At 64.4% G+C, this 26375-nt stretch carries 24 protein-coding genes; 6 read left to right on the top strand and 18 right to left on the bottom strand.

What is annotated here, in order from left to right; all coding sequences use genetic code 11:
- Nucleotides 1-86 precede the first annotated feature (86 nt).
- Nucleotides 87-1526, top strand: coding sequence for an FAD-binding oxidoreductase (locus tag D3242_RS03570; RefSeq protein WP_064986421.1), 1440 nt, complete (start codon nt 87-89; stop codon nt 1524-1526).
- A gap of 270 nt (nt 1527-1796) precedes the next feature.
- Here D3242_RS03570 and D3242_RS03560 read toward each other — a convergent pair whose 3' ends face one another.
- The 11 genes from D3242_RS03560 to D3242_RS03510 form a co-directional block, all read right to left on the bottom strand.
- Complete coding sequence (locus D3242_RS03560) at nt 1797-2285, bottom strand: response regulator transcription factor (protein WP_064986423.1); 489 nt, start codon at nt 2283-2285, stop codon at nt 1797-1799.
- A 183-nt stretch (nt 2286-2468) separates the two neighbouring features.
- Nucleotides 2469-3284, bottom strand: a complete 816-nt coding sequence (locus D3242_RS03555) for a trypsin-like serine peptidase (protein WP_064986425.1) — start codon at nt 3282-3284, stop codon at nt 2469-2471.
- Nucleotides 3281-3637 carry a hypothetical protein gene (locus tag D3242_RS03550; protein WP_064986426.1) on the bottom strand — a complete coding sequence of 119 codons (357 nt, stop codon included), beginning with the start codon at nt 3635-3637 and terminating at the stop codon, nt 3281-3283. Before D3242_RS03550 ends, D3242_RS03555 begins: the two co-directional genes overlap by 4 nt.
- Before the next feature lie 16 nt (nt 3638-3653).
- Nucleotides 3654-4355 carry a hypothetical protein gene (locus D3242_RS03545; protein WP_064986428.1) on the bottom strand — a complete coding sequence of 234 codons (702 nt, stop codon included), beginning with the start codon at nt 4353-4355 and terminating at the stop codon, nt 3654-3656.
- Nucleotides 4356-4399: 44 nt separating this feature from the next.
- A complete protein-coding gene (locus D3242_RS03540; protein WP_019860048.1) occupies nt 4400-5434 on the bottom strand; it encodes a DUF4438 domain-containing protein in 1035 nt (344 codons plus the stop codon).
- A complete protein-coding gene (locus D3242_RS03535) occupies nt 5431-6267 on the bottom strand; it encodes a hypothetical protein (protein WP_038644874.1) in 837 nt (278 codons plus the stop codon). Before D3242_RS03535 ends, D3242_RS03540 begins: the two co-directional genes overlap by 4 nt.
- 30 nt (nt 6268-6297) lie before the next feature.
- On the bottom strand, nt 6298-7401 hold the full coding sequence (locus D3242_RS03530; protein WP_019860046.1) for a hypothetical protein: 1104 nt from the start codon (nt 7399-7401) through the stop codon (nt 6298-6300).
- 88 nt (nt 7402-7489) lie between these two features.
- Complete coding sequence (locus D3242_RS03525) at nt 7490-8164, bottom strand: hypothetical protein (protein ID WP_064986430.1); 675 nt, start codon at nt 8162-8164, stop codon at nt 7490-7492.
- 23 nt (nt 8165-8187) lie between these two features.
- Nucleotides 8188-9948 carry a hypothetical protein gene (locus D3242_RS03520; RefSeq protein WP_223217881.1) on the bottom strand — a complete coding sequence of 587 codons (1761 nt, stop codon included), beginning with the start codon at nt 9946-9948 and terminating at the stop codon, nt 8188-8190.
- A gap of 11 nt (nt 9949-9959) precedes the next feature.
- Nucleotides 9960-11252: a hypothetical protein gene (locus D3242_RS03515; RefSeq protein WP_064986434.1), complete on the bottom strand. Its 1293-nt coding sequence runs from the start codon at nt 11250-11252 to the stop codon at nt 9960-9962.
- Nucleotides 11253-11284: 32 nt separating this feature from the next.
- Nucleotides 11285-12334 (bottom strand): hypothetical protein, encoded by a 1050-nt coding sequence (locus tag D3242_RS03510; protein ID WP_019860042.1) that lies wholly within the window; start codon nt 12332-12334, stop codon nt 11285-11287.
- 590 nt (nt 12335-12924) lie between these two features.
- Here D3242_RS03510 and D3242_RS03505 point away from each other — a divergent pair.
- From D3242_RS03505 to D3242_RS03495, 3 genes are all read left to right on the top strand, one after another.
- Nucleotides 12925-13944, top strand: coding sequence for an isopenicillin N synthase family dioxygenase (locus tag D3242_RS03505; protein WP_019860041.1), 1020 nt, complete (start codon nt 12925-12927; stop codon nt 13942-13944).
- A gap of 299 nt (nt 13945-14243) precedes the next feature.
- A complete protein-coding gene (locus D3242_RS03500; protein WP_064986435.1) occupies nt 14244-14933 on the top strand; it encodes an SDR family NAD(P)-dependent oxidoreductase in 690 nt (229 codons plus the stop codon).
- 390 nt (nt 14934-15323) lie between these two features.
- Nucleotides 15324-15575 carry a DUF768 domain-containing protein gene (locus D3242_RS03495; protein WP_064986437.1) on the top strand — a complete coding sequence of 84 codons (252 nt, stop codon included), beginning with the start codon at nt 15324-15326 and terminating at the stop codon, nt 15573-15575.
- A 60-nt stretch (nt 15576-15635) separates the two neighbouring features.
- Here D3242_RS03495 and D3242_RS03490 read toward each other — a convergent pair whose 3' ends face one another.
- Nucleotides 15636-16772 (bottom strand): DmpA family aminopeptidase, encoded by a 1137-nt coding sequence (locus D3242_RS03490; RefSeq protein WP_064986439.1) that lies wholly within the window; start codon nt 16770-16772, stop codon nt 15636-15638.
- Nucleotides 16773-16774: 2 nt separating this feature from the next.
- Nucleotides 16775-18340: an exodeoxyribonuclease VII large subunit gene (gene xseA, locus D3242_RS03485; protein WP_064986441.1), complete on the bottom strand. Its 1566-nt coding sequence runs from the start codon at nt 18338-18340 to the stop codon at nt 16775-16777.
- A gap of 157 nt (nt 18341-18497) precedes the next feature.
- Between xseA and D3242_RS03480 the strand changes: the two genes are divergently transcribed.
- Complete coding sequence (locus tag D3242_RS03480; RefSeq protein ID WP_019860036.1) at nt 18498-20687, top strand: bifunctional diguanylate cyclase/phosphodiesterase; 2190 nt, start codon at nt 18498-18500, stop codon at nt 20685-20687.
- Nucleotides 20688-20695: 8 nt separating this feature from the next.
- Here the strand turns inward: D3242_RS03480 and D3242_RS03475 are convergent, their stop codons facing one another.
- Nucleotides 20696-21652 carry a LysR substrate-binding domain-containing protein gene (locus tag D3242_RS03475; protein ID WP_019860035.1) on the bottom strand — a complete coding sequence of 319 codons (957 nt, stop codon included), beginning with the start codon at nt 21650-21652 and terminating at the stop codon, nt 20696-20698.
- 177 nt (nt 21653-21829) lie between these two features.
- On the opposite strand from D3242_RS03475, the gene D3242_RS03470 reads away from it, so the two are divergent.
- Nucleotides 21830-22120: a DUF1127 domain-containing protein gene (locus D3242_RS03470; RefSeq protein ID WP_019860034.1), complete on the top strand. Its 291-nt coding sequence runs from the start codon at nt 21830-21832 to the stop codon at nt 22118-22120.
- A 170-nt stretch (nt 22121-22290) separates the two neighbouring features.
- Here D3242_RS03470 and D3242_RS03465 read toward each other — a convergent pair whose 3' ends face one another.
- The 4 genes from D3242_RS03465 to D3242_RS03450 form a co-directional block, all read right to left on the bottom strand.
- A complete protein-coding gene (locus D3242_RS03465) occupies nt 22291-23304 on the bottom strand; it encodes a DUF937 domain-containing protein (RefSeq protein WP_019860033.1) in 1014 nt (337 codons plus the stop codon).
- A gap of 89 nt (nt 23305-23393) precedes the next feature.
- Entirely contained in the window at nt 23394-24767 is a 1374-nt protein-coding gene (locus D3242_RS03460; RefSeq protein WP_019860032.1) for a glutamate--cysteine ligase, read from the bottom strand.
- Nucleotides 24768-24910: 143 nt separating this feature from the next.
- Nucleotides 24911-25645 (bottom strand): 16S rRNA (uracil(1498)-N(3))-methyltransferase, encoded by a 735-nt coding sequence (locus D3242_RS03455; RefSeq protein WP_064986443.1) that lies wholly within the window; start codon nt 25643-25645, stop codon nt 24911-24913.
- 31 nt (nt 25646-25676) lie between these two features.
- Nucleotides 25677-26324 carry a hypothetical protein gene (locus tag D3242_RS03450; RefSeq protein ID WP_064986444.1) on the bottom strand — a complete coding sequence of 216 codons (648 nt, stop codon included), beginning with the start codon at nt 26322-26324 and terminating at the stop codon, nt 25677-25679.
- Nucleotides 26325-26375 lie beyond the last annotated feature (51 nt).

Here is a 26375-nt window from a genome sequence, read left to right as displayed (position 1 = left end):
GCTCATAACTTGCGCGATGCCTAATATAAGAGCAGAATTGAAGGCGTTTGAAGGAGATCGGCTCATAAGCAAATCGGGAGGAAACCATGAACACCATGAGCCTCACCACGCTTGACCGCGGCAAGACGACAGTCGACGCTGCAGCCATCGAAGCGCTTTCGGCACAATTGCGCGGCACACTGCTTCAGCAGGGGGACGCTGCCTACGACGAAGCCCGCACCATCTGGAATGCCACGGTCGACCGGCGGCCCGGGCTGATCGTGTGTTGCGTCGGCGCCTCCGACGTCATTCGTGCCGTGAATTTCGCCAGGGAAAACAGGCTTCTCGTCTCCGTGCGCGGCGGCGGCCATAACATTGCCGGCAGCGCCGTCTGCGATGGCGGCCTGATGATTGATCTGTCGCCTATGAAGTCGGTGCGGGTCGATCCCGCCGCACGGCGGGCATGGGTTGGACCCGGCGCCACGCTCGCCGATGTCGACCGCGAAACGCAGGCCTTCGGGCTGGCGGTGCCGACCGGCATCAATTCGACCACCGGCATATCGGGCTTGACCCTGGGCGGTGGCTTTGGCTGGATCACCCGCAAATTCGGCCTGACCATCGACAATCTGGTCTCCGCCGATGTCGTCACCGCCGACGGCAAGTTGCTGCGCGCCAGCCAGACGGAAAATCCGGACCTGTTCTGGGCACTGCGTGGCGGCGGCGGCAATTTCGGCATTGTCACGGCATTCGAGTTTCAGCTCCACCAGATGGGTCCCCAGGTTCTGTCGGGGCTTGTCGTGCATCCTTTCGCCGATGCCGAGAAGGTGCTGGAGGAGTATCGCAACGCGCTCGAAACAGCGCCCGACGAACTGACCTGCTGGGTGGTCATGCGGCAAGCGCCGCCACTGCCCTTCCTGCCGGCGGAGTGGCATGGCAAGGATGTTCTGGTGCTGGCCATGTGCTATTGCGGTGATCTCCAGGCGGGTGAAAAGGCGACGAAGAAGCTTCGCGCCATCGGCTCGCCGATTGCCGATGTCGTTGGCCCCAACCCGTTTGCCGGCTGGCAGCAGGCATTCGACCCATTGCTCGCCTCCGGCGCCCGTAACTACTGGAAGAGCCACGACTTCACCGAGCTCTCCGACAGGGCAGTTGAGGTCGTCACCGAAGCGATACGTGAGCTTCCTGGCCCGGAATGCGAGATATTCATCGGCCATGTCGGCGGTGCGGCGGGCCGTGTGGCGCAGAACGCGACGGCGTTTCCGCAACGCAGCTCGCACTTCGTCATGAATGTTCATGCCCGCTGGCGCGAACCGGCAATGGACAGGGCCTGCATCGGCTGGGCGCGCGGCCTCTATGAGGCGGCCAAGCCCTATGCTGCCGGCACGGCCTATGTGAACTTCATGCCTGAGGACGAGGTCGACCGGGTGGAAGCGGCCTATGGCGGCAATTACCAGCGGCTTCTGGAGATCAAGCAGCGCTATGACCCGCTGAACCTGTTCCGCATGAACCAGAATTTGCGGCCGAAACAAAGCCAGCAGGCCGCCTGAGCCGCCCGCATGGCAGTGACGAAAAGCCCGCGTCTCCGCCACAGGCGTGGGCTTTCGCATGGCCATGGGTCTGGCTCTTCAGCGGCTCAGTTCACATGGACTGCCACCGCGTCAGGCGCTGGTCCTCACGAAACCGTCTCGGTCTCATGCGCGGGCAGCGCCGTCGCCAGCCGGTTCGCCCACTCCTCGATGCCGGCCCGGCTCGCCAGCAAATCCTGCCGGATCTCGACGAGGACGGCGGGGATCCCTCGAAAAGCCGTTCGACTGACCCTATCGCGCGTCTTGGCGAAAGTCCGCCCGACCCGCGAGCACGCAGGATGCAATCGCAGAGCGGCGACCGATATTCAGCTTCGCGAAAATCCGCCGGATATGCTCGCGTACGGTGTAGCCGCTGATGCCGAGCTGCCTTGCGATCTCCTTGTCGACTTTTCCGTCACTGATCAGCAGGGCTATCTGCAGCTCACGCCGGGTCAATATCTCGGCGGCCGAGAGCGGAAGATCGGCGGTGGCGCCCGGCATGCAGACGGCGTCATAGATCAGGTATTGCGTGCCGGCGCAGACGATGCGTCCTACTGGCCGGCGCTGATCTGCATGATTGTTTGGATCACCGCGATCGTCCGCGTAACGGATGGCGACCAGCGAATGGCCGTTCACGACAAAGCTCGAAGTATCCGTTTCCGGGTCGCACTCTTTTCGTGACGCGGAAATCTCATCAGCGAAGTCGGAAAGTCTCTGCAAGTTCTCGGCACGTGCAATCATGGCCGAACGCCCCAGTTGGCAGGAAACTCAGTACAATCACAAGCCCCTGGCGTCCCAACAAAACTGCCACGCCGCCGAACCCCGGCGCGACCAGTATGAATGCTGCATAGATAGTCTGGACTATAGCACTTTTCGAAATATTAGCATTCCAAAAATTATCGTTGGGTCGTCAATTTTCCCAGTTCAGCGCCTGAACCCGGCGCGGATCGAACGCAAGAGATCGGGGGTCAGCCTGACGCCCCGGTTGAACAGGCCCGCTGGGGCAAGCGGCACGCCGGGCCGGCATCCCCAGGCCCCACCCGAATGTGGACGTGGACCGGCGGTGTGAACCGCGATCACCACGGGTACGCCGGCCTGCTGGCGATGGATCCATACTGGAGCGCCGCTGTGCCCCGGACAGGTATCGACACTGTAGAAAAGCTGCCGTTCGGTGATCCGGTCCAGGCGCTCGGAATGCTCCCATTGCGTGCCGTCCGGCTTGTCGGCCGGATAACCCGAAATGTGCAGCAGGCGCGTGGTGCGAAGCCGCTCGAGGTCCTGACGGTTCGGCGACCAGAGCTGGAAGTGTCCGGGCGATGGCGAAAACGGCCGCTCGAGTTCGATCAATCCAACATCGTGCAGGCCTGACGGACGGCGGCGGTAAGGCGGGTTGACGTGCCATTGCTTGGCCCATTGCCAGCCGAAGGGCCGCGCGTCACGCGAGGCCCGACCCGGCGTGACACGAATGCGCACGGCAAGATTGGGCAGGCCAAGCCGCTGACGGATCGGGCTGGTGATGCAGTGCGCCGCGGTCAACAGCCGCGTCGGCGAAATCAGGAAGGCGGTACAGCCGGTCAACCTGCCGTCGCCGAAATCGCGCTCGATGTGGCAGACCGCGCTGTGCGGAAAGCGGTTGGTGTGGGTGACCCTGGCGCGCCCGTCGGTCGGTCCAACCACCGCATAGTCCGCTTCGTCCGCCAGCCGGTCGAGTTCGAATGGCGCGGTCGAGAACAGCGTCATGTTTCTTGCTCGTGTTCGGCTCCCGGCGAGGCGGCATCCGCCGGCATGGCTCCCGGTTGCGCCGCATCATCGATCCCACCTTCATGCGCGGGCTCTTGCGACGCCTCGCCCTGATCCGCGCCAGCACTTGCAGTGAGGCCAAGCAGGCCGCGCAGGCGCTCCATCAGAAGATGAGCCTCGTCGCCACGGCCTTCGAGATAGGCCGCCGCGCGGTCCATGAATTCCTCGTCGGAGCCGAAGGGTGTTTCAGCTGGGCGCGGCGACGCGGCGTGCAGCGCCTTGACCTCCTGAAGAACGATGGCGTCGAGGTCGGCCCATACCGACCTTGCATGAGTTGCGGCTTGCCCGTGCATGGGAATCTCCCTTGGTTCAACTGTTGCGCATCAGCGCCGTTTCATCGAATGTCGTGCTGTTGGGGTCGTAGAGCAGCGGGCGCTCCCGGTCCTGCAGCCAGCCTTCGTAGTTCCTGGCCCGCCTTGGATGCATGGCCTGGCGGGTGAGCCGGGCTGCCTGGACCAGGATCTGGCCCGGCTGCAGATTGCGGATCGCGGTGTTTACCCTGGGGTCGGCCCGGCTCGGCTGCCGGTAGTGTTCGATAATTCTCTGCGCGATCGAATTGTTGCCCTTGGTCATGCCGATGCTGAGCGGCCGGTCGCGGTCGATGCCGGCGCGGGTGATGCGATAGACCTGCGGCCCCGGTGCCAGGAACGGCCGCAGCAAAGCATCGACGTGTCCGCCCCGGCTCACGGCGGTGCGCGCCGCGTCGATCGCCGCCAGCGAGACCGGCGGCGTCCAGCCGCGCCAGCCCGGCAGTTGCGACCCGTGCGCCCGCATCGAAGTCTGGCCGCGTGCCGGCCTCGGGGTGCGCCCGCGCCGTGTGGCTGTCTCGTCGAAGGAAGCGACGTCTCCGCAACTGCCGCAGCCGCAACTCGGAAAATGCCGGCGCCTGACCTCGACGGCGCAAAAGCCCTGCTGCCGGCGACAGCGCGCGCAGCCGCATGGCGAGCGGTGAGCGACTGTTTGCGCGGCCTCGTTGACCAGCGCGTCGAGTTGTTCGTCGAGATATGACATGCCGATCCCTTTCTCGTAACTCGTTTTTCCGCTCGGGCTCGGATCTAGCCGGATCCGGCCACCATGCTTGCGTCCGACGCCGTCGCCCGCCGGCGCAGCCTTGCCACGGTTCGTTCCCTCTGCTCGACGGTCGGCAAGGGAAAGGACGGCCGTGCCGGTCGGGGTGGGCGAATGTCCAGGTAGCGCGCGATGTTGGCGTCCGGGCTGAGCTCCAGCTGGAGAACAGAGGCAGGCGCTGAAAGCAGCGAGACGACGCCCGGGCCGTGACCCGCGACAGTGGAGTCGCTGTGCACGATGACGCCAACCGACACATGTCCTCCCAGCCGCGACCGGCCATAGCGGTTGTCGGCATCCATGATGCCGACAATGTCGCCGAAGCGCAGCGATCCGAGCTTGTAGCGCCGCACCATGCCGGGATCGGACATCTGGATGTCGTAGTCGCCGCGCAGCACATTGTTGCGGCCGAGACCCGAGCCCATGACGCGGGCAGGGATGCGGTGCGTCACCTTGACGTGGATCCTGCCGTTGCGCTCGACCGGGCGCCAGCGCGCCAGCAGCCTTGGCGAGCAGTTCCAGATCGCGACGTCGGGATAGTCGGTCAGGCGCAGGCCAAGCCCGTAAGCCCAGACCTGGATCCGGTCGCCGATCGCCATCTGCCGCATCGCCGGCAGCGGAAAGTCGATCAGCACGGTGTCGACGCCGCCATGCTTGCCGGTCACCACGCCGCGTGCGCCGACCGCGCGTCCTGACGTGACGATGGCGTGGTTGCCGACGCAGGAATAGCTCTGTAGCGCCTGGTTCGCGGCGTCGGGGTTGCCGCCGGCGGCGCGCGCTTCGTTGCGGATCGACACCGCCGGTTCGACATGGTCGCCGGCCAGCCCGACACAGGGGTCGCCGACGCGATGGTTGAGCACGATGCCGCCGGTACCCGGCAGCGAGCGCGGCCTGCCGTCGTAACCGATGCGCCATGGCGTGCCCCTCTCGGTCGGCGATGCCACTTGTCCGGCGACGCTGATCATCACCAGGTCGCGCGCATTGGTGCGCAGCCCATGCACCGGGTGGATGCGGGGCGGTTTCATGCCGCGGCCTCCGCCGGCACGACATCGTACCAGAGCGCGCAGGCATTGCGCCAGGGATCGTCCGGCGTCCCGTCATCGTGGTCGGCCGGATCTTCTAGCGCCCAGTCGGTCTCGCTCCATCCGTCGGGCAGCGCCAGGATGACCGGGGCGACCACCTGCACGATCGCCGCATTGCGGCCGCTCGCGGCGATTGGAGCCGCGGCGGGCCACAGCGCCGGGCCGGACCATCCGGGGGTTGCTCCAGGATGGCGTTTGGCGGGAAATGCCAGCCGCTCGAGATAGTCGCACAATGGCGGCCTGGCGCCGTCATTGCCGGCGATGGTGAGAATGTAGGTGCTATCGGGCTGAAGCGCGGCGGAGAGCGCGATCACGTCGCGCGCGCATTCGTCGAGCGGAGCGGCGGTGCCGGCCGCATCGCCAAGACGTGTTTCAAGCGCGGCGCAGCAGCCTTCAAAGCGCGGTAACAGGGCTGTTTCCTCGCGCTCGGGCAGCGCGCTCTCATACTGAGCGTCGCCGATCCAGTGCACCCGCGATGACAGGCGGCCGTTCTGCCACGCCCGGCGCCACGGTTCGAGCTCCAGGGTCAATTCCCTGAGGATGGCATCGCGCGTGCCGGGGGCGAGCCAGCCGCCTCCCATCTGATCGGGCCGGCGCCGATAGTACTCGTCGTTGTCGAGCAAGGTGTAGAAGCCGCGCGGCAGCCACACCCGCGCTGATTGCGAAAGCGTTACCGTCACAAGCAGCCCCATCGGCGACAGCGCCAGCGGGGCGTCGATGACGATGTTCGGCGGCTTGGCCGCGAAACGCCCCGCAAGAGCAAGTTGGTGGTCCATCGCAGACACCCTTCAGTCCCGGCGAACGGTTCAGGCGGCTATTCGCGACGCGGTGTTGCGGTTCAGCCCATATGACCAGTGCACACGATCGCCGTCGAGGCCGGGGAAGCGCCGCCCTTCGCGTGTCAGCCGGTAGGCCGCCAGCCATGCGTCGGCCTGCGCGCCCATCTTCTTGGCATCCGCGTCGAACTCCTCCGGCGTGATCGTCGTGCGGAAATCGTTCTCGGCGATGTATTGCAGGATCCTGCGCCCCGCATCGGCCATCTTGGCGCGCTCCGACATCTCGGTAGCGCCGCCCAGATGACGGTTGGCGACGGCTTCGATAACGTCCCATTTGGTGTTGGCGTCGAAGGATTTCTTGATGTCCGGTGCGTCGAACAGCTCGAAGATCTGCTGTACGTACTGTCCGGTTTCACGGGTCAGGGCCAGGATGTTGCCATAGCTCGAACGGTCGAGGTGATAGCGCAGGTCGGTGCCGACGCGCTGCACCGTGGCCAGCGCTGCGAAGGGCCGGTCGTTGATGGTGGAGCTGCCGCGAATAACCTGACCGATGGTCAGATCCTGGAAGTACTGCGACATCGCATTCATGAAGGCGACCAGCTGGAAGTGGAAGCTGCGGTTGACGATGGCTCCGGCGGGCACCGGGGCGCGACCGTAGTTGAAGACGCGTCGATAGGCGATCAGCCGGTCGCGGCGCTTGTAGCGGATGGGGCGCCATTTCTCGAGGATGTAGAGCCCGCGCGCGCCGGGGCCGCGCTGGATGCGGATCTGGCCGTTCTGGAACAGCCGGCGCAGCACATCGACAACCTGGAACAGCTTCATGCGGTCCATCTGGTAGATGTAGTAAAGCTCGGCCGATGCCTGAAGCTGCGGCGGTATGATCGATTCGTCGAAATCGTTGCGCAGCAGCGGCATCTGCAGCGAATCGAACGGCTTGATCGGTCCGTCGCCGAAGCCGACCAGGTCGGCGAAACTGGTGGTCTTGGCACTGGACGAGCGATCAAGTAGTTCCCCGTAACGACCCTCGAATTCGCTCTCGAAAGCGGCGCGGTCAGCCGGCGACAAACCCGCCAGCTCGTCCCTGAAGAAGCGCTGGAACAGCCGCTGGATGACCTGGTTGGATTCACTAGCCATAATCAGACCTCATCTTGCTCGAATTGGCTGCTCATAGTTCTCAGGCACTTGGTTTCTCAAGCACTTGGGATCTCAGGCACTTGGGTTCTCAGGCACTTGGCGGCTGTTGGCCGCCGGACGCTGCGTCCTGGCTGGCGGCGATCGCGTTCATCACGGCTGGCGCGAGGTCGAAGAAGCGAACCAGTTCGCTATCGGTGACGACCGACGGCAGGCCGCCGCTGAACGTGTTGGCATCGCGCAGGCGCTTGACGAACTCGTTGCGGCGATTCTCCTGCGGCTTGCCCTTCTGGAATGACACGATGTCCTGCAACGACGCGAATTTCGCCTGGTTGAACCAACGCCCAGCGATCGTCCGGCCGACAATGTCGCCCGACGTGTCGACAGCGGCGGCATAGAGCGCCGTGACATTGTCCTTGTCGCGCAGACCAAGCGACTGCACCGTTTCATCCAACCTGTTGATCGCCGTGGTGATCTCGCCGAGCTTCTTGTCGATGGCGTCGCCATCGGGCAGTCCAGTCGCGATGGTTTCGATCGCGGCTATCAGCCGGTCGAAAATCTGCTTCGACCGTTTTCCATCGGGGAACTCCCTGATTGCGCTGGCAACGTCGCCGATGGCGGTCATGGTCCCGTCGCCGCTGGTGACGACCTTGTCGGTCAGCCGATCGATCGATTGCGGTGTCTCGGCCTCGACCTCGAAGCGGGCCTTGACCCCGGCGTGGAACTTGTTGGCCGGGTGGTAGGGAAACGGAATCTTCGCAGCCATTGTCGTGCTCCTCTCCTGCCAGCTCAGGCCGACCAGTAGTCGGGACGGTTCTGACCCATGCTCGCCATCGAGCTGGCGATCGGCGAGGGCATCTGGACCGGGCTCGGCAGATTGGTGCCAAGGCCGAACATATCCTGGAGGATCGCGCGGATCATCCAGCGGATCAGCGACTGATTGTTGCGGAAATTGAAGACGTTGAAGTCGCATTGCGGCGTCAGCGAACGCACCAGGCGTTCCGTCTGGTCCTCAGCCTGGTAGGCGATACGCAGCTCACGCACCATCAGCGACTTCAGGCCCGGGTCCCAAGCCCCAGGAGCGCCGAATGGGTCGAGCAACTCATCACGGATGACACCGAGCTTGTTTTTCAGCTTGTCGCTGAATTCACACAGAAGCACGCCCGGATTCTTCAACTGGTCGGTCAGGTCCAGCGCCGCGCCGATGGCGAGGCCAACGGCGGTAGCCCGCCTTTCCTGTTCGCCGAGGCCGTCCGGATCCGTGCCGACCGCATAGAGGTCGATCGCTCTGTCGAGCAGGAACAGCAGGTAATCCAGCAGCACCTGGCAGGAGATGTCGTCGTCATCGCAGCCGCAGCCGGCAAAGCAGTCGACCTGCTCGAGCAGGAAACCGCGCGCGATGGTCAGGTTCATCAGGCGGATGGCACCCTGGTCCGGTCCGCCGGCGCCGTAGAGGCCATAGACGATGATCGGCGGGCGCGCCACGTAGAGCAGCCGCGAGCTGCCTTTCGAGACGAAGGCGTCGACGAACAGCTGCAGGCTGGAGACGAATGCCACCAGCGGCGGCGATTCCGGCGGGCCTGAAGTGATCGGCACGTCGATCGGAACCGGGATGCTCTGGCCGAACTGGATCAGGCGCTGGAAGCGGTGGACCAGCATCGCCGACGCGGTCGACAGCTCGCGCAAGCCTTCGACGCTTGCCCCGGTCGAGAGGTCGACAAGGTCGTCCATCGCTTGCGACAGTGCGTTCTCTTCCAGCAGCGCGCGCAGATCAGCCTGGCCGCCGGCCTCCAGCTGCTGCACCAGATTTCGGTAGGCCTCGATGCCGCGCGGCCAGTCTTCCTGGCCAAGCGTGCTTTCGACCGAACCGGTCAGGCTGCGCAGCGCCATGATGACGGCGTTGCGGCGTGCCTGCAGTTCTCCGGCGGCCGAACGCACGATCGAGGTGCTGCGGGTGATGCCGTTGGACGCCAGCCCCTCGCCGATGGCGACAAGAATGAGCCCGGCCAGCACATCGCAGCTCTGGGCAAACCGCCTGAACAGGATGGCGCTGCCGTCGGTGAGCGTGCCGACATAGCGCGCCAGGCGCGAATACTCGCCGAGTTGGCGACGCGCCGACATGGCACGGTCGTGATTGACCGAATCGAGAGCGAGCCTGGCGGCAGCCAGTCCATCATTGGCGAGCTGCCGGATCGAGCGGCCCCAGCCGACCATCTCGATGCGGATGTCCTTCAGCGGCGAGGAGGTCGAAAGCGTCTGCAGGTCGCGTTCGAGATCGTCCTGCGCCTGTGCCATCTCGACGGAAGACGGGCCCGTGTTGCGGGCTTGCGGCACATAGTCGGGCACGCTCGAATAAGGCAGGCCGGCTTGTTCGCGTCGATCCCTGTCTGCTTCCTCGGGATAGAAGTTCAAGAGAGCGTTGGCGATCTGGTCGGGATCGCGCGGGTCACTGACGCGAAGCGTCTTGCGCAGCAGATTGTCCACGGCAACCGTGGCAGGAGACCGAAATTTCGAGACCGGGCTGGCGGCGGCTGTAAATACGTCGACCATGACATCTCACCTCATGCAACGAGTGCGGCTGGGGACGGTTGCGCAGTAGGCCGTCGGTTTGCCTGACGCTGGGCCAGGTTTCTGATGACAAGCTTTGCAATGGCGTCCGGTTCGGCGCCGGCCTCCAGCGCGAAACGGCTGGCCGACACAAGAAAACGTGGCGGCAGGTCGGGCACTTGCCCCGCCGCGATCTGGATTCCGCCACGGCGGATGCGGGCTTCGTCGGCGCGCGTGAAAGGGATGGCGTCGGCCAGCGCGTGCTGCCCAAGACCCCGGCGCGGCTGGTAGGCGATCTCGTCGACCACCGCCGGAACGACGCGAGGAACCGAAGCAAGCAGGACCGGAGGCAGCCTGTGGCCGCGCGCCGGATTGTAAAGGCCACGCCAGACGCGTTCGGCGCGCGCCGCCTCGGCGGCAAAGCCCATGCGACGCAACATCTCGGTCAAGATCAGAACCCGGATCCAGCCGGTTGGATGCGCCCCGCCGGGGCGATAGGTGAGGGCCCGCGCGCCAGGATGGGCGAGGAATTCCATCATACCCCAGACCGACGCGGTGCCGCCGAGCAGCAGTGCGGCGAGGTCGGCGAAGATTTCCTTGTGCCAGCGGCGCAGGATCGTCACCACCAACGGGTCGAAACGCATCGAGGCCAGGCGGTTGGCGACCGCTTGCGCGTTCTCCTGCCATAGGCCCATGTCGGCCTGCAGATTGTGGGCGACCTCGTGCAGGAAGACCGACTGCCAGGGATTGTCGCGATCCCACGGAATGCGGATCACCGGGAACGGGTTGCTGTCGCCGAGCAAGCGGGCAAGGGCGACGCCGCGACGCTGCGTGGCAGGCGAATAGCCGTGTTCCATGTAGGTCAGCGGTTTGAGCAGCGGGCCGCCGAAGACGCCCGGCAAGGCCGCGCGGACGACCGTGTAGCAGTCGAGGGCGATCGCATCATGGGCGGCGAGCGCCGGCGCGAAGCCCGAGCCGCGCTGCGACATCACCTCGAAGAACATGCCGAAGGTCCGGCGCAGCCGATCGATCCTGCGGTCGAGCATCGCCATCTGGGTGAGCGCGACCTCGGCCGTCGCGGGCGGCCAGCCGCGCTCGATCTCGGCGATATGCCGGTTGATGGCGTTGCCGATGGTCGCCAGCCGCTTGTTGGCGGCATGGAAGTGGGCCCGCGACGGCGCATAGGGCAGGTCTTCGGGACGAAGTCCGATGCGCCTCGGTGTCAGGCGGTTGAGGCGTTGTGCGCGAGCCTTCAAAGCCCGCAGCTTGGTGTCCAGGAACCGCCTGGTCGAAGAACCCGTGCGCATCGCCGCGATCCTTCTTGTTGCACCGACTGGGTTTAATTGGGCCGGATGGTGATGCTGACCGGACCGCGGATCACGATACGCCGCCGGCGCCCGTGATTTGGGCCATATCCGCCAGTCCAACCGCCTGGCCATCCGCCGGCAGTCCGCCCCAAGGCCCGTCCGGCGATACGCGCCAGGTTGCGTCCTGGGGCCATGCCGGCGCGAACCGCCGCCGCGGTGCGGCGCACGATCTGGCGACCAGCCGGCAAGGGCCTGGTCAACTGCCGGCGCAGGCCGTGCCCGCGCGCCGCGACACGGCGCGCGGTACGCGCCAGGACCAGCGGCCGGACAGACGCCGGGGTGCGGCGCGTCACGGCCGTTCGGCGGACGCTGTTGGCGATGCGCGGCAGAGCGCGGATCGCTGTCGGCCCGCCACGATTGACGAGCTGGGTGGCGGCGCGGCGCACGGTGCGAACCGCCTGGGTGCGTGCGGCCGCGGGCATGCGCACCGCCACCGGGCCAAGCACTCGCCTCGTCGCAAGCGCGGCCACAACGGGAATGGCGGCACGATTGCGCACCGCGAGCTCGGCGAAGGCGTCAAGCGCCTCGTCCTCGGAGGCTTCGTCCGCCATCAACTGGCCGACGACATTGGCGATGCCACCAATCGCGGTGCCGTAGCCGGGAATAAGGCTGGCGACTGGTGCCACCGCGCGAGCAATGCGTCCAATTGTGGGAGCGGCACGCCTGACGGTGCGTACGACGCCGCGCACGCCGCGGGCGATGCGACGGAAGAACTCGTCGCTGTCTTCAGCCGCAAGCGCGTAGCTCATGGCCTGGTCCCAGGCATCGTCGTCGGACTCATCGCCTTCATCGAAACCGTCGCCTTCGTCGAACTCGTCACCGGCATCGAATTCGTCGCCGGCGTCCATCTCGTCGAAGCCCGAGGCCTCGAATTCGTCGCCTTCGTCGAACTCGTCGCCTTCGTCGGCCTCATCGAAGCCGTCGCCCTCGTCCATTTCGTCGAATTCGTCGTAACTGTCGGCAGGGCCTTCCGCTTCATCAAAGGCAAGGTCGTCGAACATCGATTCGTCATACCCGTCCATCTCGAGATCTCCTCTTGAGCGATCGGCCCCTCAGGGGAGCGGGACCAAAGCGATTAACGCCGGTCGGGATAGTCGCCCTCGATACAATAGCTCTCAAGTCGACAGGAACGGGTAGTTGAAAGGTGGTCGCCAATATCAGCGACTGTTCAGTCGAGTGATTTTGTGCGTAATCATAGTTACAATGCAGATATTATTTTATCTTTATTTTCATAGTGGTCGATGAGAGGGTGGATTGATGTGGCCCAATCAAATCGTGAGCGACCACCAATATTTCGCCCTACGGCCTTGGACTTGCCAGCTGAAGGGACGGTGATATCGAAGCAGCCGCCGCGCAAGGCAGAGCGACTCCCACTCCGCCTGAATTCCCTCGGATCGCGATCATCATCCGCTTGCCCCTGCGAATGGAAAAATTGTTCGTCACGGCCGCGCCGAAGGGCCGATCGTTCCTTTCCCGGCCATTCGAAGTCGATAAGACTAGCGCGCAATGATGGCGGCCAGGGTCGCGCAAAAGTGCCGCATGTTCAATCGGCTGGGTTTTTCGGACGGAAATTTCAAGCAACATCCGGAAAGCACTGGGAAAGGAGCTTGATATGCCCAGAATAGTGCCTGTGCTCGATCTGAGCCGTCTTGAACAAGGCGCGTCGGAACGCCGGACATTTCTGGCGGATCTTCGTTCCGCTTCGCGCGACATTGGCTTTTTCTATCTGGCCGGACATGGCATCTCCTGGGCGGAGATCACAGAGGTGCTCACCGCATCGCGCCAGTTCTTTGCCTTGCCGGAGGCCGACAAGCGGGCGATCGAGATGCTCAAGTCCTCGCAGTTTCGCGGCTACACCCGCGCCGGCGGCGAACTGACCAAGGGCAAGGAGGACTGGCGCGAGCAGCTCGACATCGGCGTTGAACGCCAGGCAATCGCGCAAGGGCCAGGAATTCCCGCCTGGACGCGGCTGCAGGGACCGAACCAGTGGCCCGCGGCGCTGCCGGATCTCAAACCGGCTCTGCTTGCCTGGCAGAGCAAGGTGACGGCCGTGGCGATCCGGCTCTTGAAAGCCTTCGCCCTGTCGCTCGATCAGCCCGAGGATGCCTTCGACCCGATCTACAGCAGCGAGCCCAACCATCGCATGAAGATCGTGCGCTACCCCGGCCGTGATGCAACCGGCGGCGACCAGGGTGTCGGCGCGCACAAGGATGGTGGCTTCCTGACCCTGCTGCTCCAGGATGACAATAGGGGGCTGCAGGTCGATTATGACGGCAGCTGGGTGGATGTGGACCCCATTCCCGGCACGCTCGTCGTCAACATCGGCGAATTGCTTGAACTGGCCTCCAACGGCTATTTGCGCGCGACCGTGCATCGTGTCGTGACGCCGCCCGCCGGCGTCGAGCGCATTTCGGTGCCGTTCTTCTTCAGCGCCAGACTCGATGCGACGATCCCGCTGCTTGGCCTTTCCGAGGAACTGGCGGCGCAGGCGCGGGGGCCGGCCAGCGATCCGGACAATCCGCTGTTTCGCGATGTCGGAACCAATGTGCTGAAAAGCCGGTTGCGCTCGCATCCCGACGTCGCGCGGCGCCATTATGCGGATCTGCTCGAAGGGGAAAGCCGGGTTGGCTGAGCTTCCTGGCGAACAAAGGATAGGATTTTCGCCATTCTGTCCGATCTTTGGAAAACAATTCGTCGTATCTACCCGCGAATCGGTTCAAAAGAGAAAAATCCGTTCGGTGTTTTCCTCCCATTTCACCGAGCGGTGTTCCCCTCTGAAGGTTATGACCTTCTTTTTGGCCGGGCCGGTTTCGCGCCCGGCCTTTTTCTAGCCACGTTGCGCGTTGCCGTCGCCGCGCCGATCCGGCAAGTTTCACCACAGCTCATTCGCCTGCCATCGACCGCAGTCCCGTGGAAAGAAGGAGAGGTTTCATGACATCCAATGTCGCAATCATCGCCGGTGCGGGTTCCGGCTTGAGCGCCTCGCTGGCGCGCCTCCTCGCGAAGGAAGGGTTCAGCGTCGTTCTGGCCGCCCGCAACATTGAGAAGCTTGGTGCCTTGCAGGCCGAGACCGGCGCGCAGGCCGTGGCAACGGATGTCTCCGATCCCGCATCGGTGGAGCACCTGTTCGATGTCGCCGACAAGGCCGGCCCGCTCTCGCTGGTGATTTTCAACGCCAGCGGACGCGCCCGCGGACCAATAGCGGAGCTCGATCCCGAGGCCGTCCGTCAAGCTTTGCTGGTTGGGGCCTATGGCGGGTTCCTGGTTGGCCAGCAGGCGGCTCGCCGGCTCGTCGCGCGAGGATCGGGCTCGATCCTTTTCACCGGCGCGACGGCCAGCGTGAAGGGGTTCGCCGGCTCCGCCGGTTTTGCCATGCCAAAATTCGGCTTGCGCGGCCTGGCCCAGTCCATGGCCCGTGAACTGGCGCCGAAGAACATCCACGTCGCGCATTTCATCATCGATGGCGCCATTGCCTCGGCCGCGTCCGGACAGGAGTCCGGGCCGCAGGATCGCCGGCTGTCCCCGGGCGCGATCGCCGAGGCCTATCTCTCCATCCATCGCCAGCACCGCAGCGCCTGGACTTGGGAAATGGAGCTCAGGCCCTGGGTTGAGACCTTCTGATGGGGCCGGCGAGGTGCGACGTTCCGGGAGTCGACATTGCATGGGGATATCACTATATAGCGGCGGCTTCGACCGGCGCGCCCAGCGCAGCCCTCCGGAGCGACTGTAAAAATGTGTTACGCATTGCGCCATCATTTGTGACCAAAAATCGGCTGGAAAACCGGAAAAGCAAATAGAAACAGTGGCGCGAAGCTGGGTTGATCCAGCTCACGGAAGCAACCCTCCAGAATCAGAAATGTGCTTGAACCCTCGATTTCCTTCGGCTCTGTGGACCCTGCACGGCATTGACTTGCCGGCTGGCCGCGACTCGGCTGGAATGGGAGCATGCATCCTTTGCGGGATGCCGACGTTTATGATTACCAACCGGCTTTGCCGCCAGGGAACAGCAGTATGAGTGAACACGCGATCGAGTTCTTGCGGGGATGGATCGGCGAAAAGGTCCATTGCCAGTCCCAGGCCAGGATCGACAAGCAGGCCGAGACCTTGGCCAGGGAATGTGCCGCCAAGGCTGCGGAAGTCGGTATTCCCCTGGAGGATATCCAGGAAGAAGTCGGCGACATCCAGGAGCTCATTGCCTCCCGGCTCGAGGAAGCCGCCGAGGCCGACGAGAACCAGCAGGCGGTCAGCAAGGCCGCGGAATAGATTCTACCCTGAACTTTCTGTTTGTCTGAATGCGCGGGCTTTTTGGCCCGCGTTTTCGTTTCAGTCGAACTTTTCTATCAGCCCAAATTTTTCTTTCAGCCACGCCTTCGGCAGCGCCGGCACGAAATTGCCGTCGCGCCCGGTCATGTCGTCATTGGCGGCCAGGGCGTTGAGGATCGATTCCTCCACCGTCTGGATCACCGCATCGAAGAATGGATCGATGTCTGTATCGGGAATGAAATCGGCCGTGGCGATACGGCCCGACGGCGCAAGTGCGGCGGCAGGATTGGCTGTCGAGAAGGCGAGAAAGATGTCACCTGAGCTGTGATAGCCGAAGCCGCCGGTCATAGCGACGCCCAGCGGCACCCGGCGTGCCAGCCGCTTCATCTGGTGCGGCAGGAACGGCGCATCGGTGGCGACAACGGCGATGATCGAACCCTTTTCGGCGCGTGGCGTGCCTTCGCGGATCGCGGGCTCCGCGAGTTCGGATCCGGCGCACAGGCCACGAAGGGTGAAATTGCGCCGCTTGCCGAAATTCGACTGCACGAAGGCGCCGACCGTGTAGGAATTTCCCTGCCACCCTATGATGCGCGACGCCGTGCCCGAGCCAGCCTTGAAGCCGAAAGTGATCATGCCGGTGCCGCCGCCGACGCTGCCTTCCTCGATCGGGCCGCCGTTTGCGTCATCGAGTGCCTGGGCGACGTGCTCTGATGTCAAATGGTGGCCATTGATGTCGTTGAGAAACCCGTCATAGGTTTCCGCGGCCACCGGCAGGCCCCAGGCGCTGTCGAGCGCGGTGGGCAGTACGCGTTGCATCCAGCGCAGCGTGCCGTCACGCGAAACACCGCAGGAATGCGTGTTGGTGATGGTGATGGGGAAGTTGAAAGCGCCGGTTTCCTCGATGATGTGCGAGCCGGTCAACTCACCATTGCCGTTCTGGCTGAAGATGCCGGCGAAGACCGGTGTAGCCAGGTCGGCGCGCGGTCTGGGCAGGATCGCCGTGACACCGGTGCGCACCGGCCCCTTGCCGACGACGAGCGGCCCGTCGCCTGAAATCAGCGTCGCATAGCCGACCGCGACACCGGGCACGTCGGTGATTGCATTGAACGGTCCGGGCGTTCCGTCGAAACCGATGCCGAAGCTGCGCACGCGCGGCTTGCCACTGGGCGTTGCCAGATGGTGGGGATTATCGGTCATGATCAGAACAGCGATCCCTGATTTCCGGGTTCTTTGGCCTTTGTTGATGGCTTGGCTGCCGGCTTTGGGCGCGCCGCACCGCTGGTTGCCACCGCGTCCGCCGTGCCGTCGGCAAACTCCAGCGAAAGCGCCATCCCCGATGCCACGTCAGCCGCCTGCTTGATGACGGCGCCGTCGGCATCCTTCACCAGCGCGAAGCCGCGCGCGAGCACGGCCTTGTGCGAAAGCGTGGTCAAGAGGCGTTCGGCCTGGCTCAACTGGCCGCGCAGGCGCTCGAGCCGCAGCGAGATGACCCGATCCTGCCGCCTGGCGAGCGCCGCCAGCGTGTCGGCCTGCAGTTTCTGCCTGCGCGCGATCGGTGCCGGCGACAGCCGCGTCGCGGTGCGCGCGAAGCGCGCGCGCCGTTCGCGCACAATGGCGACGAACGCCGCCTGCGCGCGGGCAAGGTCACGCCCGGTCAGCGTGCGCGCCTCGTTGATGCGCCGCGACAGCGTGGCCGGAGTCAGCCTCTGGCCCTGGAGACGCGCCCGCTTGCGATCGACGCTGACGGACAGGCCACGGCCGAGCCTTGATGTCGCCTCGTCGAGGCGCCGGCGCGGCAGCGCCAGCAATTGGTCGGGCGAGGGCAGGGCCCGCGCCGCCGCGCGGGCGGCCTGCCGCTTGCGTTCGAAATTGCGCAACACCGCCGCCTTGAGCCGTGCGCCAAGGCTGGCCAGCGTCGCTTCGAGGTCGGCCTTCACCGGCACGGCGATTTCGGCGGCGCCCGTCGGCGTCGGCGCCCGCACATCGGCGACGAGGTCGATCAATGTCCAGTCGGTTTCGTGGCCGACAGCGGAAATCACCGGAATGCCGCAGGCCGCAACGGCGCGGGCCAGCGCCTCGTCGTTGAAGCCCCAGAGGTCCTCGAGGCTGCCGCCGCCGCGCGCGACGATCAGGAGATCGGGGCGCTGGATGGAGCCATCCCAGGCCAGCGCGTTGAAGCCGTTGACGGCATTGGTCACTTCCACGCCCGAAGTCTCGCCCTGAACGCGCACCGGCCAGACCAGCACATGCAGCGGAAAGCGGTCCTTGATGCGGTGGATGATGTCGCGGATGACGGACCCGGTCGGCGAGGTGACGACGCCGATGACGCGCGGCATGAAGGGCAGCCGGCGTTTGCGGCCGGCGTCGAAAAGCCCCTCCGCCTGCAGCCGGCGTTTGCGCTCTTCCAGCAGCGCCATCAGCGCGCCGGCGCCGGCCGGCTCCAGATTGTCGATCACGATCTGGTAGTTGGATTTGCCGGGATAGGTGGTGAGCTTGCCGGTGGCGATCACCTCCATCCCTTCCTCGGGGCGGAATTTCAACCGGCTCATCGTGCCTTTCCACACCACGGCATCGAGCCGTGCGCGGTCGTCCTTCAGTGCGAAATAGGCATGGCCGGAGGAATGCGGGCCGCGATAGCCCGAGATTTCGCCGCGCACCCGCACATTGCCGAAGACGTCCTCGACCGTGCGCTTCAGTGCGCCGGAAATCTCGCTCACCGTGTATTCGGTGGCGTTGGTGCGTGATTCGGATGCTGCTTCGCTCATCGGCCGATTGGGGGCTGGTTGGCGCCTCGCGTCAAGGCGCCGGTGTCGGCCCGCATGTCATAGCGCGATCTTATCGCGATCTTAAGCCTATTTTAGTTGACTGGCGCCCGAAGCAGCTGGCCAAGGACGCATGAGCACACGCGCACATCGGAGCCCATTGACGTATCAGGTCACGCTGACCGTGCTGGCGCTTGCCGCTTTCTCGTTCGTCATGGTCGTAGGATTTGGGTTCTACGCCGCCGTGCAGGCTGATCACGTTTCGCTTGAGCGCCAAAAGATATTCTTCGCCAATGGCTTGCAGGACCAGATCGCTGCCGTTGAGCGAGAGCAGGAAAGTGTCTCGGTCTGGGACGATTCCGTCATAAATGCCAAATCAGGCAATCAGACGTGGATGGCCGAAAACCTCAGCGTCTGGATGTACTCCTACTACGGCCACAACCGCGTCTACGTGCTGGATGAGGCCAACCGTCCCATCCACGCCATGCGTGAGGGCAAGGTGGTGGCGCCGGACCTCTATGCCGAGGACGAAACTGCCTTGCGATCCACCGTCGAAAAGCTGCGTGGCCTGATCGACCGGCCACCGGACGAGACTGTGGCCGGCGGCCCGGTCAAGATGGTTGCGGAGGATCTGATATCGCTCGGCGGCAAGCCGGCCATCCTCAGCGTCATGCCGTTGATACCGAGCTCCGACCGCGTCACCCAAGCGCGGGGCAGCGAATATCTGTATGTTTCCGTCGAGTTCATCAACGACACCGTTATCGACAAGATCGCCCGAAAATATCTGCTGGACGGCGCGCATCTCCTGTCGTTGTCGCAGCCGACTGGCTCGGCCGCCATCCCGCTGCTCGACTCGCGTGGGGTTATCCTGGGCTATATCGCTTGGGATCAGGAGCGCCCCGGCCTGACGCTGATGCGCAAGGCCGGCCCAGCCTTGATCGCCGCGATGCTCCTTGCGGCGAGCGTGCTGGCATTTCTACTGCGGCGTCTGCGTCGCGCATCCACGGCGCTGCAGACCAGCCGCAACGAAGCCCAGTATCTTGCCTTTCATGATACGCTTACAGGCTTGCCCAACCGAGCGCTGTTCGAGGACCGGCTGCGCCGCGCCTTGCTGACTGCCGGCCATGATGCCGCCAAGGTGGCGCTACTCTATCTCGATATCGACCGCTTCAAACATGTCAACGATACGCTCGGTCATCCGGCCGGCGACGAACTGGTGCGCCAGACCGCGGCCAGGCTGCAACGGACCATTCGCGACGTCGACACCGTGGCGCGGCTTGGCGGCGATGAGTTCGCCGTCATTCTCGTCGACATCCGCGGCGTGCGTGATGCCGAGGATGTATCGGAGCTGCTTCAGCAGCGGTTGCGGGAACCGTTCAAACTGATGGACGATCAGGTCTTTGTCAGTGCCAGCATCGGCATCGCCGTGTCGACAGGTCCCGAGGCCGACGCCGACGATCTGCTGCGCAAGGCCGACATCGCGCTCTACGAAGCCAAGAAAAATGGCCGCGGCCGCTACCAGGTCTTTGCCGGCGACATGGACGATCTGCTGCTGCGCAAGCGTAAGGTCGAAAGCGAACTGCGCAAGGCGCTGATCGGTGGCACGGGCATCAAGCTCAACTATCAGCCTGTGTTTGCCGTTGACGGCAGGGCGATCCTTGGCGCGGAGGCATTGATCCGCTGGAGCCACGAAGTCCATGGCGCCCTACCGGCGGCGCAGTTCATCGCCATCGCCGAGGAACGCGGCCTGATCGGCGAACTCGGGAAATGGGTGCTGCTGGAAGCCTGCCGGTTCGCCGTTCGATCGGCGCTGCCATGGGTGGCGGTCAATGTGTCGCCGCTGCAGCTGCGCGATGCCGGCTTTCCCACAATGGTCGCTGCGATCCTTGCCGAGACAGGCCTTGCGCCGACACGTCTGCAGCTTGAGATCACCGAAAACGTCCTCCTGGAAAACAACGATATGACCGCGGCGGCCCTGGTGGCTCTGCGCCAGGCCGGCATCGGCATCGTGCTCGATGATTTCGGCACCGGTTATTCGTCGCTGAGCTATCTGCGGCGTCACGCCATCGACAAGCTCAAGATCGACCGTTCGTTCGTGCGCCTGCTCGGCACCGAGGGCAATTCGACGGCAATCGTCAAGGCGCTGATCGACCTTGCAATCGCGCTTAACGTCGATGTCACCGCGGAAGGCGTCGAGACCGAGCAGCAAAAGGCATTGCTCGTCGGCATGGGTTGCCATCAACTGCAAGGCTACCTGCTGTCGCCGCCGCTGGAGCCGGTTCAGTTGCTTGGCTTGCCGGGTCTGGCTTTGCCCGGCGAGCAGGGCGGTCAAGCCACTGCCCGTGCCTGAGAGCCGTCCTACCAGCCCGGCAGGATCTGGTTTGCCTTGGTCCGCCTGATCTTGGCGTAGGCAAGTGCGGCGAAATCGAACGTCCCGGCCTCTTCGACGAGCGGCACCGAGATGTTGTCCAGGCTCTCCGAGATGTGGCGGGCGAGCGCATCGACGATTTCAGGCCGCGAGGTTTGGCCACGCATGATGCCGATGCGGCAGTCGGGCAGGGCGCCGAAGCCGTCGGCTTCGCCCAGCACCCGCATGCCGGGCCTGAGCGCGCATTCCGGCAGCACCGAGATCGCCAGGCCCGATAGCACGGCGGCGGTGATGACGGTCGCCGAGAAGCTGGTGAACAGGATGCGATAGTCGCGGTTCTGCTGGTCCAGCACATCGACGGCGGCGCGCCGCCAGATGCAGTTGGGGCGGCCAAAGGCCATCGGCAGCGTTTCCTGTTCATGCGTCGCATGATTGGCCGAGGTGACCCACAGCAGCGGCTCGCGCCGCACCACCTCCGACTGGCCGCGCACATCATTGTGCGTCACCAGCGCCAGGTCGAGATTGCCGCGCTTGATGTGCTCGACCAGTCCCGGTGTCGGCTCGCAGATGACTGTCAGCTCGACTCGCGGGTTGGAGCGCGTGAAGCGCGCCATGATCTCGGGCAGGAAACGGTCGGCATAGTCGTCCGGTGTGCCGATGCGGATCGTGCCTTCGAGCCGCTGGTCGTCGAAGGCGGCGAGCGTTTCGCGGTTGAGGTAGAGCAGCCTTCTTGCATAGGAGAGCAGCTTGTCGCCTTCCTCCGTCAGCCTGTTGGAGCGCCCCTCCTTCTCGAACAGCGGCTTGCCGATCCGCTCCTCCAGCCGGCGCATCTGCATCGACACCGCCGACTGGGTCCGGTGCACCTCTTCGGCCGCCCGCGTGAAGCTGCCGGTATCGGCGATCGAGATGAAGGTTTGCAACTGATCGAGATCGAGCGGCGCTTTCATCGGCGTGATCCATCACTGGTGTTGATGGTAAAGATTAAAAACATTCGTTGGATTAATCAATCGGTCGATGGCAAATTGCTGACATCCACATGAAGGCATGTGAATCGAAGCCGGAACGGCCGCTGTCGCCAGCGCCGACTGCTTGGCTTTGTCTGTTCGAGACTGAAGGAGACCGACATGACCACGATCGATTTCGCCACCGAGACCTCGCGCATCACCTCGCGTCCGGCCGTTGCGATGCGCGTGGCCAATACCGTCTTCAATTTCTACCGCGCCTGGAAAAACCGTCGCGCCTTCTATCGCCTTGGCGAGATGTCGGACGCTGAGCTCGCCGATATCGGTCTGACGCGCGCCGACCTGCATGTCGCCATCGACGTGCCATTCGGCCGCGACCCGACCGCGATCCTGCGCGAAATCGCCAGCGATCGCGTCGAAACGATCGAGGACATCGCCCGCAAGGTGGCCTGATCGGCTGATTTCGGTCCTGCTGAACCTTTTCAGGGTTCAGCGCGACCAAGGATTATGCAGGCTCCCCACTCCCTGCCGGTCCCCGCCGGCCTGCCTGCACGTTGCCCGGTCCTCCCAAGGACCGGGCTTTTCTTTTCTGGCTTGCTCAGAAAGGGCCGTAGGTTTGGCGCCTACCGACGGTCCATGTCTCGCTTGAACTGGTCGAAGATCGTTTCCACGCCCTTCTGGTAGTCGTCACGCTGCTGGGCGCCGGTCTCGAACATCTTGCCGAACAGATCGTCGAACGGGTTTCTTGGCCTGCCGCTCGGATTGGTTTGCGGCTGTGGGGCTTGGCGCTGCTGCGGTGCCTGCGGCTGCGGCGCCGGCTGCCCCCCAGGCATGCCGAAGCCACCTCCACCACCTCCGCGCAGCATCTCCTCGAAGATTTTCCCGAGCGGGTTGTCGCCATAGGGGCTCTGCGTCTGCTGCGGCTGCGCCCGGCCTTGCGGTTGCGGGGTACCGCCACCGAACATGTCCTGCAGCACCTTCCCCAACGGATTGTCGCCATAGGGATTGGGTGCCGGCTGCGGCTGCGGTTGCGGTGCGCTGCCGCCGAACATGTCCTGCAAGACCTTGCCGAGGGGGTTGTCCATCGGGTTCTGGGGCTGAGGTGCCTGGCGCTGTTGTGGCGCCGGCGCCTGCATGCCGCCTTGGCGCATCATCTGCTCGATGATCTCGCCGAGCGGATTGTTGCCGCCGCCGAAACCGCCTGCGGCCTGCATCTGACTTGTCGTTTGCTTGAACAGTCCGCCCATCACCATCGAGGCGATCGCCGGCAGCATTTGCTGCAGGATCTGCTGGCTGACGCCGCTCGCCTGCGCCGCCTGGCTGGCGACGGCGCGCGACAGGTCCTTCGAGCCGAACAGATGCCCGAGAATGCCGTTGCCTTCGTCGACGCCTTGCGGCGAGAAGGCGCGCGTCGCGTCCTCGAAATATTTGGCGTGCTGGCCGCTTGCCATCGCCGTCATGAAGGCGCCGAGCCCGTAAGGATCGGCGGTGTTGCGTTGCAACCCTTGCGAAAAGGCCGGCAGCAGGGCGGCGACCGCTGCCTGTGTCTGCTGCATCGAAAGCCCATATTGCTGGGCAAGGGCCTGCATGCCGTTGCCGTTCTGGGCCTGCGCCAGCATGTCGAACAAGGTAGGCATCGGCTTCTCCTCCTGAATTCCTCGGAAGGGAGCCTAATTCGTTTCAATGCTCGATTGAAGCGGCTTTTGCCGCTCCCTAACGCGCGCGGTTAATAGGCGTATTCCATGAACACCGGTTCGATCGAGCCGCCCCAGCGCGTGTGATAGGCTGAAAGCATCTCCTCGGCGCTGGTCGTGCCGCGGGCGACCACCTCGTCCAAAGTGTTGAGGAACGAGGTTTCGTCGTAGCCGTCGCGGTTTTTCTTGCCGCGGTTCTTCAGCCCGGTGCGCGAAATGGCCAGCACATCGCGCGCCATCTCGCGCAGCGTGGCGTTGCGGAAGGGCGCGGCAATGCCGAGCTCGGGCACGGCGTTACGCATCGCCAGCACTTCCTTGTAGGTCCAGCTCGCGGTCAACGCCTCGGCCGCATCGAGTGCCGCCTCGTCATAGAGCAGTCCGACCCAGAAGGCCGGCAGCGCGCAGATGCGCCGCCACGGGCCGCCATCGGCGCCACGCATTTCGAGGAAACGCTTCAGCCGCACGTCGGGGAACAGCGTCGACAGGTGGTTCGCCCAGTCGCCCATGGTCGGCAGGCCGTCCGGCACTTCGTTTCGCGCGGCACCGGCCATGAACTGGCGGAAGGTGATGCGCGTCATATCGTGATAGCGGCCGTCACGGATGACGAAATACATCGGCACGTCGAGCGCCCATTCGACATAGTCGGCGAAACCGAAATCGGGCGAGAAGCAGAATTCGAGCAGGCCCGAGCGCTGGTTGTCGGTGTCGCGCCAGATGTCGCCGCGCCAGCTCTGCAAGCCGTTCGGCCGGCTTTCGGTGAAGGGCGAGTTGGCGAACAGCGCCGTCGACAGTGGCTGCAGCTTCAGCGACACCTGCATCTTGCGGCGCATGTCAGCCTCGCTCTCGAAGTCGAGATTCACCTGGATCGTACAGGTACGGTACATCATGTCGAGGCCCTTGGTGCCGACCTTGGGCATGTAACGCGTCATGATCTCATAGCGCGACTTCGGCATTTTCGGCGTTTCGGCCAGCGACCATTTCGGGCTGCCGCCGAGCCCGAGGAAGCGGATGCCCATCGGCTCGGCGATCTCGCGCACCTGCGCCAGATGCGCATTGCCCTCGCGGCAGGTCTGGTGGATGGTCTCCAGCGGCGCGCCGGAAAGCTCGAACTGGCCGCCGGGCTCCAGCGAAATCGCGCCCTGGCCTGTCGGTTCGACTAGGCCGATGATGCGGCCGTCGTCGATGATCGGATCCCAGCCAAGCTTTGACTGCATGCCTTCGAGGATGGCGCGGATGCCGCGCTCGCCGCCATAGGGCACCGGCGCGTTGCCATCGACATAGAAGGGGAATTTCTCGTGCTCGGTGCCGATGCGCCACTTGTCGCGCGGCTTGTTGCCCTCGGCCAGGTGGTCGACGAGTTCGTCGACGCCTTCGATCGGCCGGAAATCGGTTGTGTCGCGCGCCATGGTTCAGCCCTCAGAGGCGGTCGGGCGACCGCCGGCGGTAAATGGACGAAATGTCAGTAGCCGATCAAGCGAAAAATCCTGAGCCACAGGTCAAGAGGAATTGAAGGCCACGATCCGGGCGGCCTCTTGCACGACATGACGTCCTACCAGTCTCCGACAGTTGCCTGCATCACCGCAAGTGCGGCCACCGCCGCCGTGTCGGCGCGCAGGATGCGCGGACCGAGCGGAATGGCGGTCACGAAGGGCAGGGCGCGCAGCATCTTGCGTTCATCGTCGGAAAAGCCGCCCTCCGGCCCGACCAGCAGCGCGAGCTTCTTCTCCTTTACGGCCTGCAAGGCCGGTAGCGGATTGTTGGTCGAGGCGTCCTCGTCGCAAAAGACGAGCCGCCGCTCCTTGTCCCAGCCGGTCAGCAGGCGTTCGAACTTTTCTGCTTCGCGTACTTCCGGAACCGCCAGGATGCCGCATTGCTCGGCGGCCTCGACGACATTGGCACGCAGCCGATCGATGGACGGCTTGGCCACTTGCGTGTGCTGCGTGATGACAGGCTGCAGGACGCCGGCGCCCATCTCGACCGCTTTCTGCACGAGATAGTCGAGCCGGCCCTGCTTCAGCGGTGCGAAACAATAGATGAGGTCGGGCAGTGGTGGCTGTGGCCGCTGCAAGGTCCGCACCCTGAGTCTGACCGCTTTCTTCGACTTCGCCGCGATGGCCGCCGACCATTCGCCGTCGCGGCCATTGAACAGCAGGATTTCGGCGCCTTCGCCAAGCCGCAGCACATGCATGAGATAATGGCTCTGCTGCTGGTCGATGTCGAACTCGGCATCCGGCCCAAGGTCGTCAGGCACGAACAGACGTTGCATCTTGTAATTGGCGCGCATGGCCGAGGAATGAGCGAGCCGGCGGCTGGCGTCAAGCCTCGGCCGACGGATGCCAAACCGGTCGAAAGCCATGCCGCAGGACGGCAAGCGTTGTCTGCGGGGTCAGCAGCATAAGCGCCTTGTCTTCCAGTTGGCCAAGGCCGGCGGGTGGGCCATATCCGGCGAAGGACCAACGCAACGCCTTGCCGTGACGCAAGGCATAGGCGTTGCCGCCGGTGGCGACCACCGCGCCGTCGGGCAGGCTGGACAGCTCATGCATCGCCACAGCAGGGCGTTTGCCACTCGACGCCAGCCGCTCCTTGTGCAGCCTTTTGTCGACTTGTGGCGCACGGGGTTCGGCAATGCCAAAGGCTTCGCCGAAGCGGCCGACAAAATCCCTGGCCCGTTCGCGCTGGCAAAAGAAGCACGGCCGATGACCGGCGGAAAGCGCCGTCACCTCGTCGAGGAAGAACAGCTCGGTCCAGCCGGCCTTGCCACCAGGACGGTTTTTGCCCATCGGCTCGCGCCGCACATTGCGGAATTGGCATATGCAGATGATCCAGGCCTGAAGCGCCCAGCGCTTCTTCAGCAACGTCTTGGTCGCGGGATCGTGGATGATGCCGCGATTGCCGGTGAACAGTCCGCGCTCGGGCACGGCGTGGATGGTGCCGAACGGATCGACCCGGTTCTGCAGTGGCATAGTTCTCTCCCAGAATACGATCTTGGCTGCAACGCGGGCGGCATGATATCG

This window comes from Mesorhizobium jarvisii (assembly GCF_003601985.1).
Taxonomy (GTDB): Bacteria; Pseudomonadota; Alphaproteobacteria; order Rhizobiales; family Rhizobiaceae; genus Mesorhizobium; species Mesorhizobium jarvisii.
This window is presented reverse-complemented; position numbering and strand designations above follow the sequence as displayed.

What these genes read in the sequence shown, in the direction of transcription:
- D3242_RS03455 (WP_064986443.1), bottom strand. Translation starts at nt 25,645, where the DNA reads ATGCGCGCCAATTACAAGATGCAACGTCTGTTCGTGCCTGACGACCTT.
- D3242_RS03495 (WP_064986437.1), top strand. Translation starts at nt 15,324, where the DNA reads ATGAGTGAACACGCGATCGAGTTCTTGCGGGGATGGATCGGCGAAAAG.
- D3242_RS03560 (WP_064986423.1), bottom strand. Translation starts at nt 2,285, where the DNA reads ATGATTGCACGTGCCGAGAACTTGCAGAGACTTTCCGACTTCGCTGAT.
- D3242_RS03525 (WP_064986430.1), bottom strand. Translation starts at nt 8,164, where the DNA reads ATGGCTGCGAAGATTCCGTTTCCCTACCACCCGGCCAACAAGTTCCAC.
- D3242_RS03470 (WP_019860034.1), top strand. Translation starts at nt 21,830, where the DNA reads ATGACCACGATCGATTTCGCCACCGAGACCTCGCGCATCACCTCGCGT.
- D3242_RS03545 (WP_064986428.1), bottom strand. Translation starts at nt 4,355, where the DNA reads ATGTCATATCTCGACGAACAACTCGACGCGCTGGTCAACGAGGCCGCG.
- D3242_RS03500 (WP_064986435.1), top strand. Translation starts at nt 14,244, where the DNA reads ATGACATCCAATGTCGCAATCATCGCCGGTGCGGGTTCCGGCTTGAGC.
- D3242_RS03555 (WP_064986425.1), bottom strand. Translation starts at nt 3,284, where the DNA reads ATGACGCTGTTCTCGACCGCGCCATTCGAACTCGACCGGCTGGCGGAC.
- D3242_RS03450 (WP_064986444.1), bottom strand. Translation starts at nt 26,324, where the DNA reads ATGCCACTGCAGAACCGGGTCGATCCGTTCGGCACCATCCACGCCGTG.
- D3242_RS03540 (WP_019860048.1), bottom strand. Translation starts at nt 5,434, where the DNA reads ATGAAACCGCCCCGCATCCACCCGGTGCATGGGCTGCGCACCAATGCG.
- D3242_RS03535 (WP_038644874.1), bottom strand. Translation starts at nt 6,267, where the DNA reads ATGGACCACCAACTTGCTCTTGCGGGGCGTTTCGCGGCCAAGCCGCCG.
- D3242_RS03475 (WP_019860035.1), bottom strand. Translation starts at nt 21,652, where the DNA reads ATGAAAGCGCCGCTCGATCTCGATCAGTTGCAAACCTTCATCTCGATC.
- D3242_RS03515 (WP_064986434.1), bottom strand. Translation starts at nt 11,252, where the DNA reads ATGCGCACGGGTTCTTCGACCAGGCGGTTCCTGGACACCAAGCTGCGG.
- D3242_RS03550 (WP_064986426.1), bottom strand. Translation starts at nt 3,637, where the DNA reads ATGCACGGGCAAGCCGCAACTCATGCAAGGTCGGTATGGGCCGACCTC.
- D3242_RS03570 (WP_064986421.1), top strand. Translation starts at nt 87, where the DNA reads ATGAACACCATGAGCCTCACCACGCTTGACCGCGGCAAGACGACAGTC.
- D3242_RS03530 (WP_019860046.1), bottom strand. Translation starts at nt 7,401, where the DNA reads ATGGCTAGTGAATCCAACCAGGTCATCCAGCGGCTGTTCCAGCGCTTC.
- D3242_RS03510 (WP_019860042.1), bottom strand. Translation starts at nt 12,334, where the DNA reads ATGGACGGGTATGACGAATCGATGTTCGACGACCTTGCCTTTGATGAA.
- D3242_RS03520 (WP_223217881.1), bottom strand. Translation starts at nt 9,948, where the DNA reads ATGGTCGACGTATTTACAGCCGCCGCCAGCCCGGTCTCGAAATTTCGG.
- D3242_RS03505 (WP_019860041.1), top strand. Translation starts at nt 12,925, where the DNA reads ATGCCCAGAATAGTGCCTGTGCTCGATCTGAGCCGTCTTGAACAAGGC.
- D3242_RS03490 (WP_064986439.1), bottom strand. Translation starts at nt 16,772, where the DNA reads ATGACCGATAATCCCCACCATCTGGCAACGCCCAGTGGCAAGCCGCGC.
- D3242_RS03460 (WP_019860032.1), bottom strand. Translation starts at nt 24,767, where the DNA reads ATGGCGCGCGACACAACCGATTTCCGGCCGATCGAAGGCGTCGACGAA.
- D3242_RS03465 (WP_019860033.1), bottom strand. Translation starts at nt 23,304, where the DNA reads ATGCCTACCTTGTTCGACATGCTGGCGCAGGCCCAGAACGGCAACGGC.
- xseA (WP_064986441.1), bottom strand. Translation starts at nt 18,340, where the DNA reads ATGAGCGAAGCAGCATCCGAATCACGCACCAACGCCACCGAATACACG.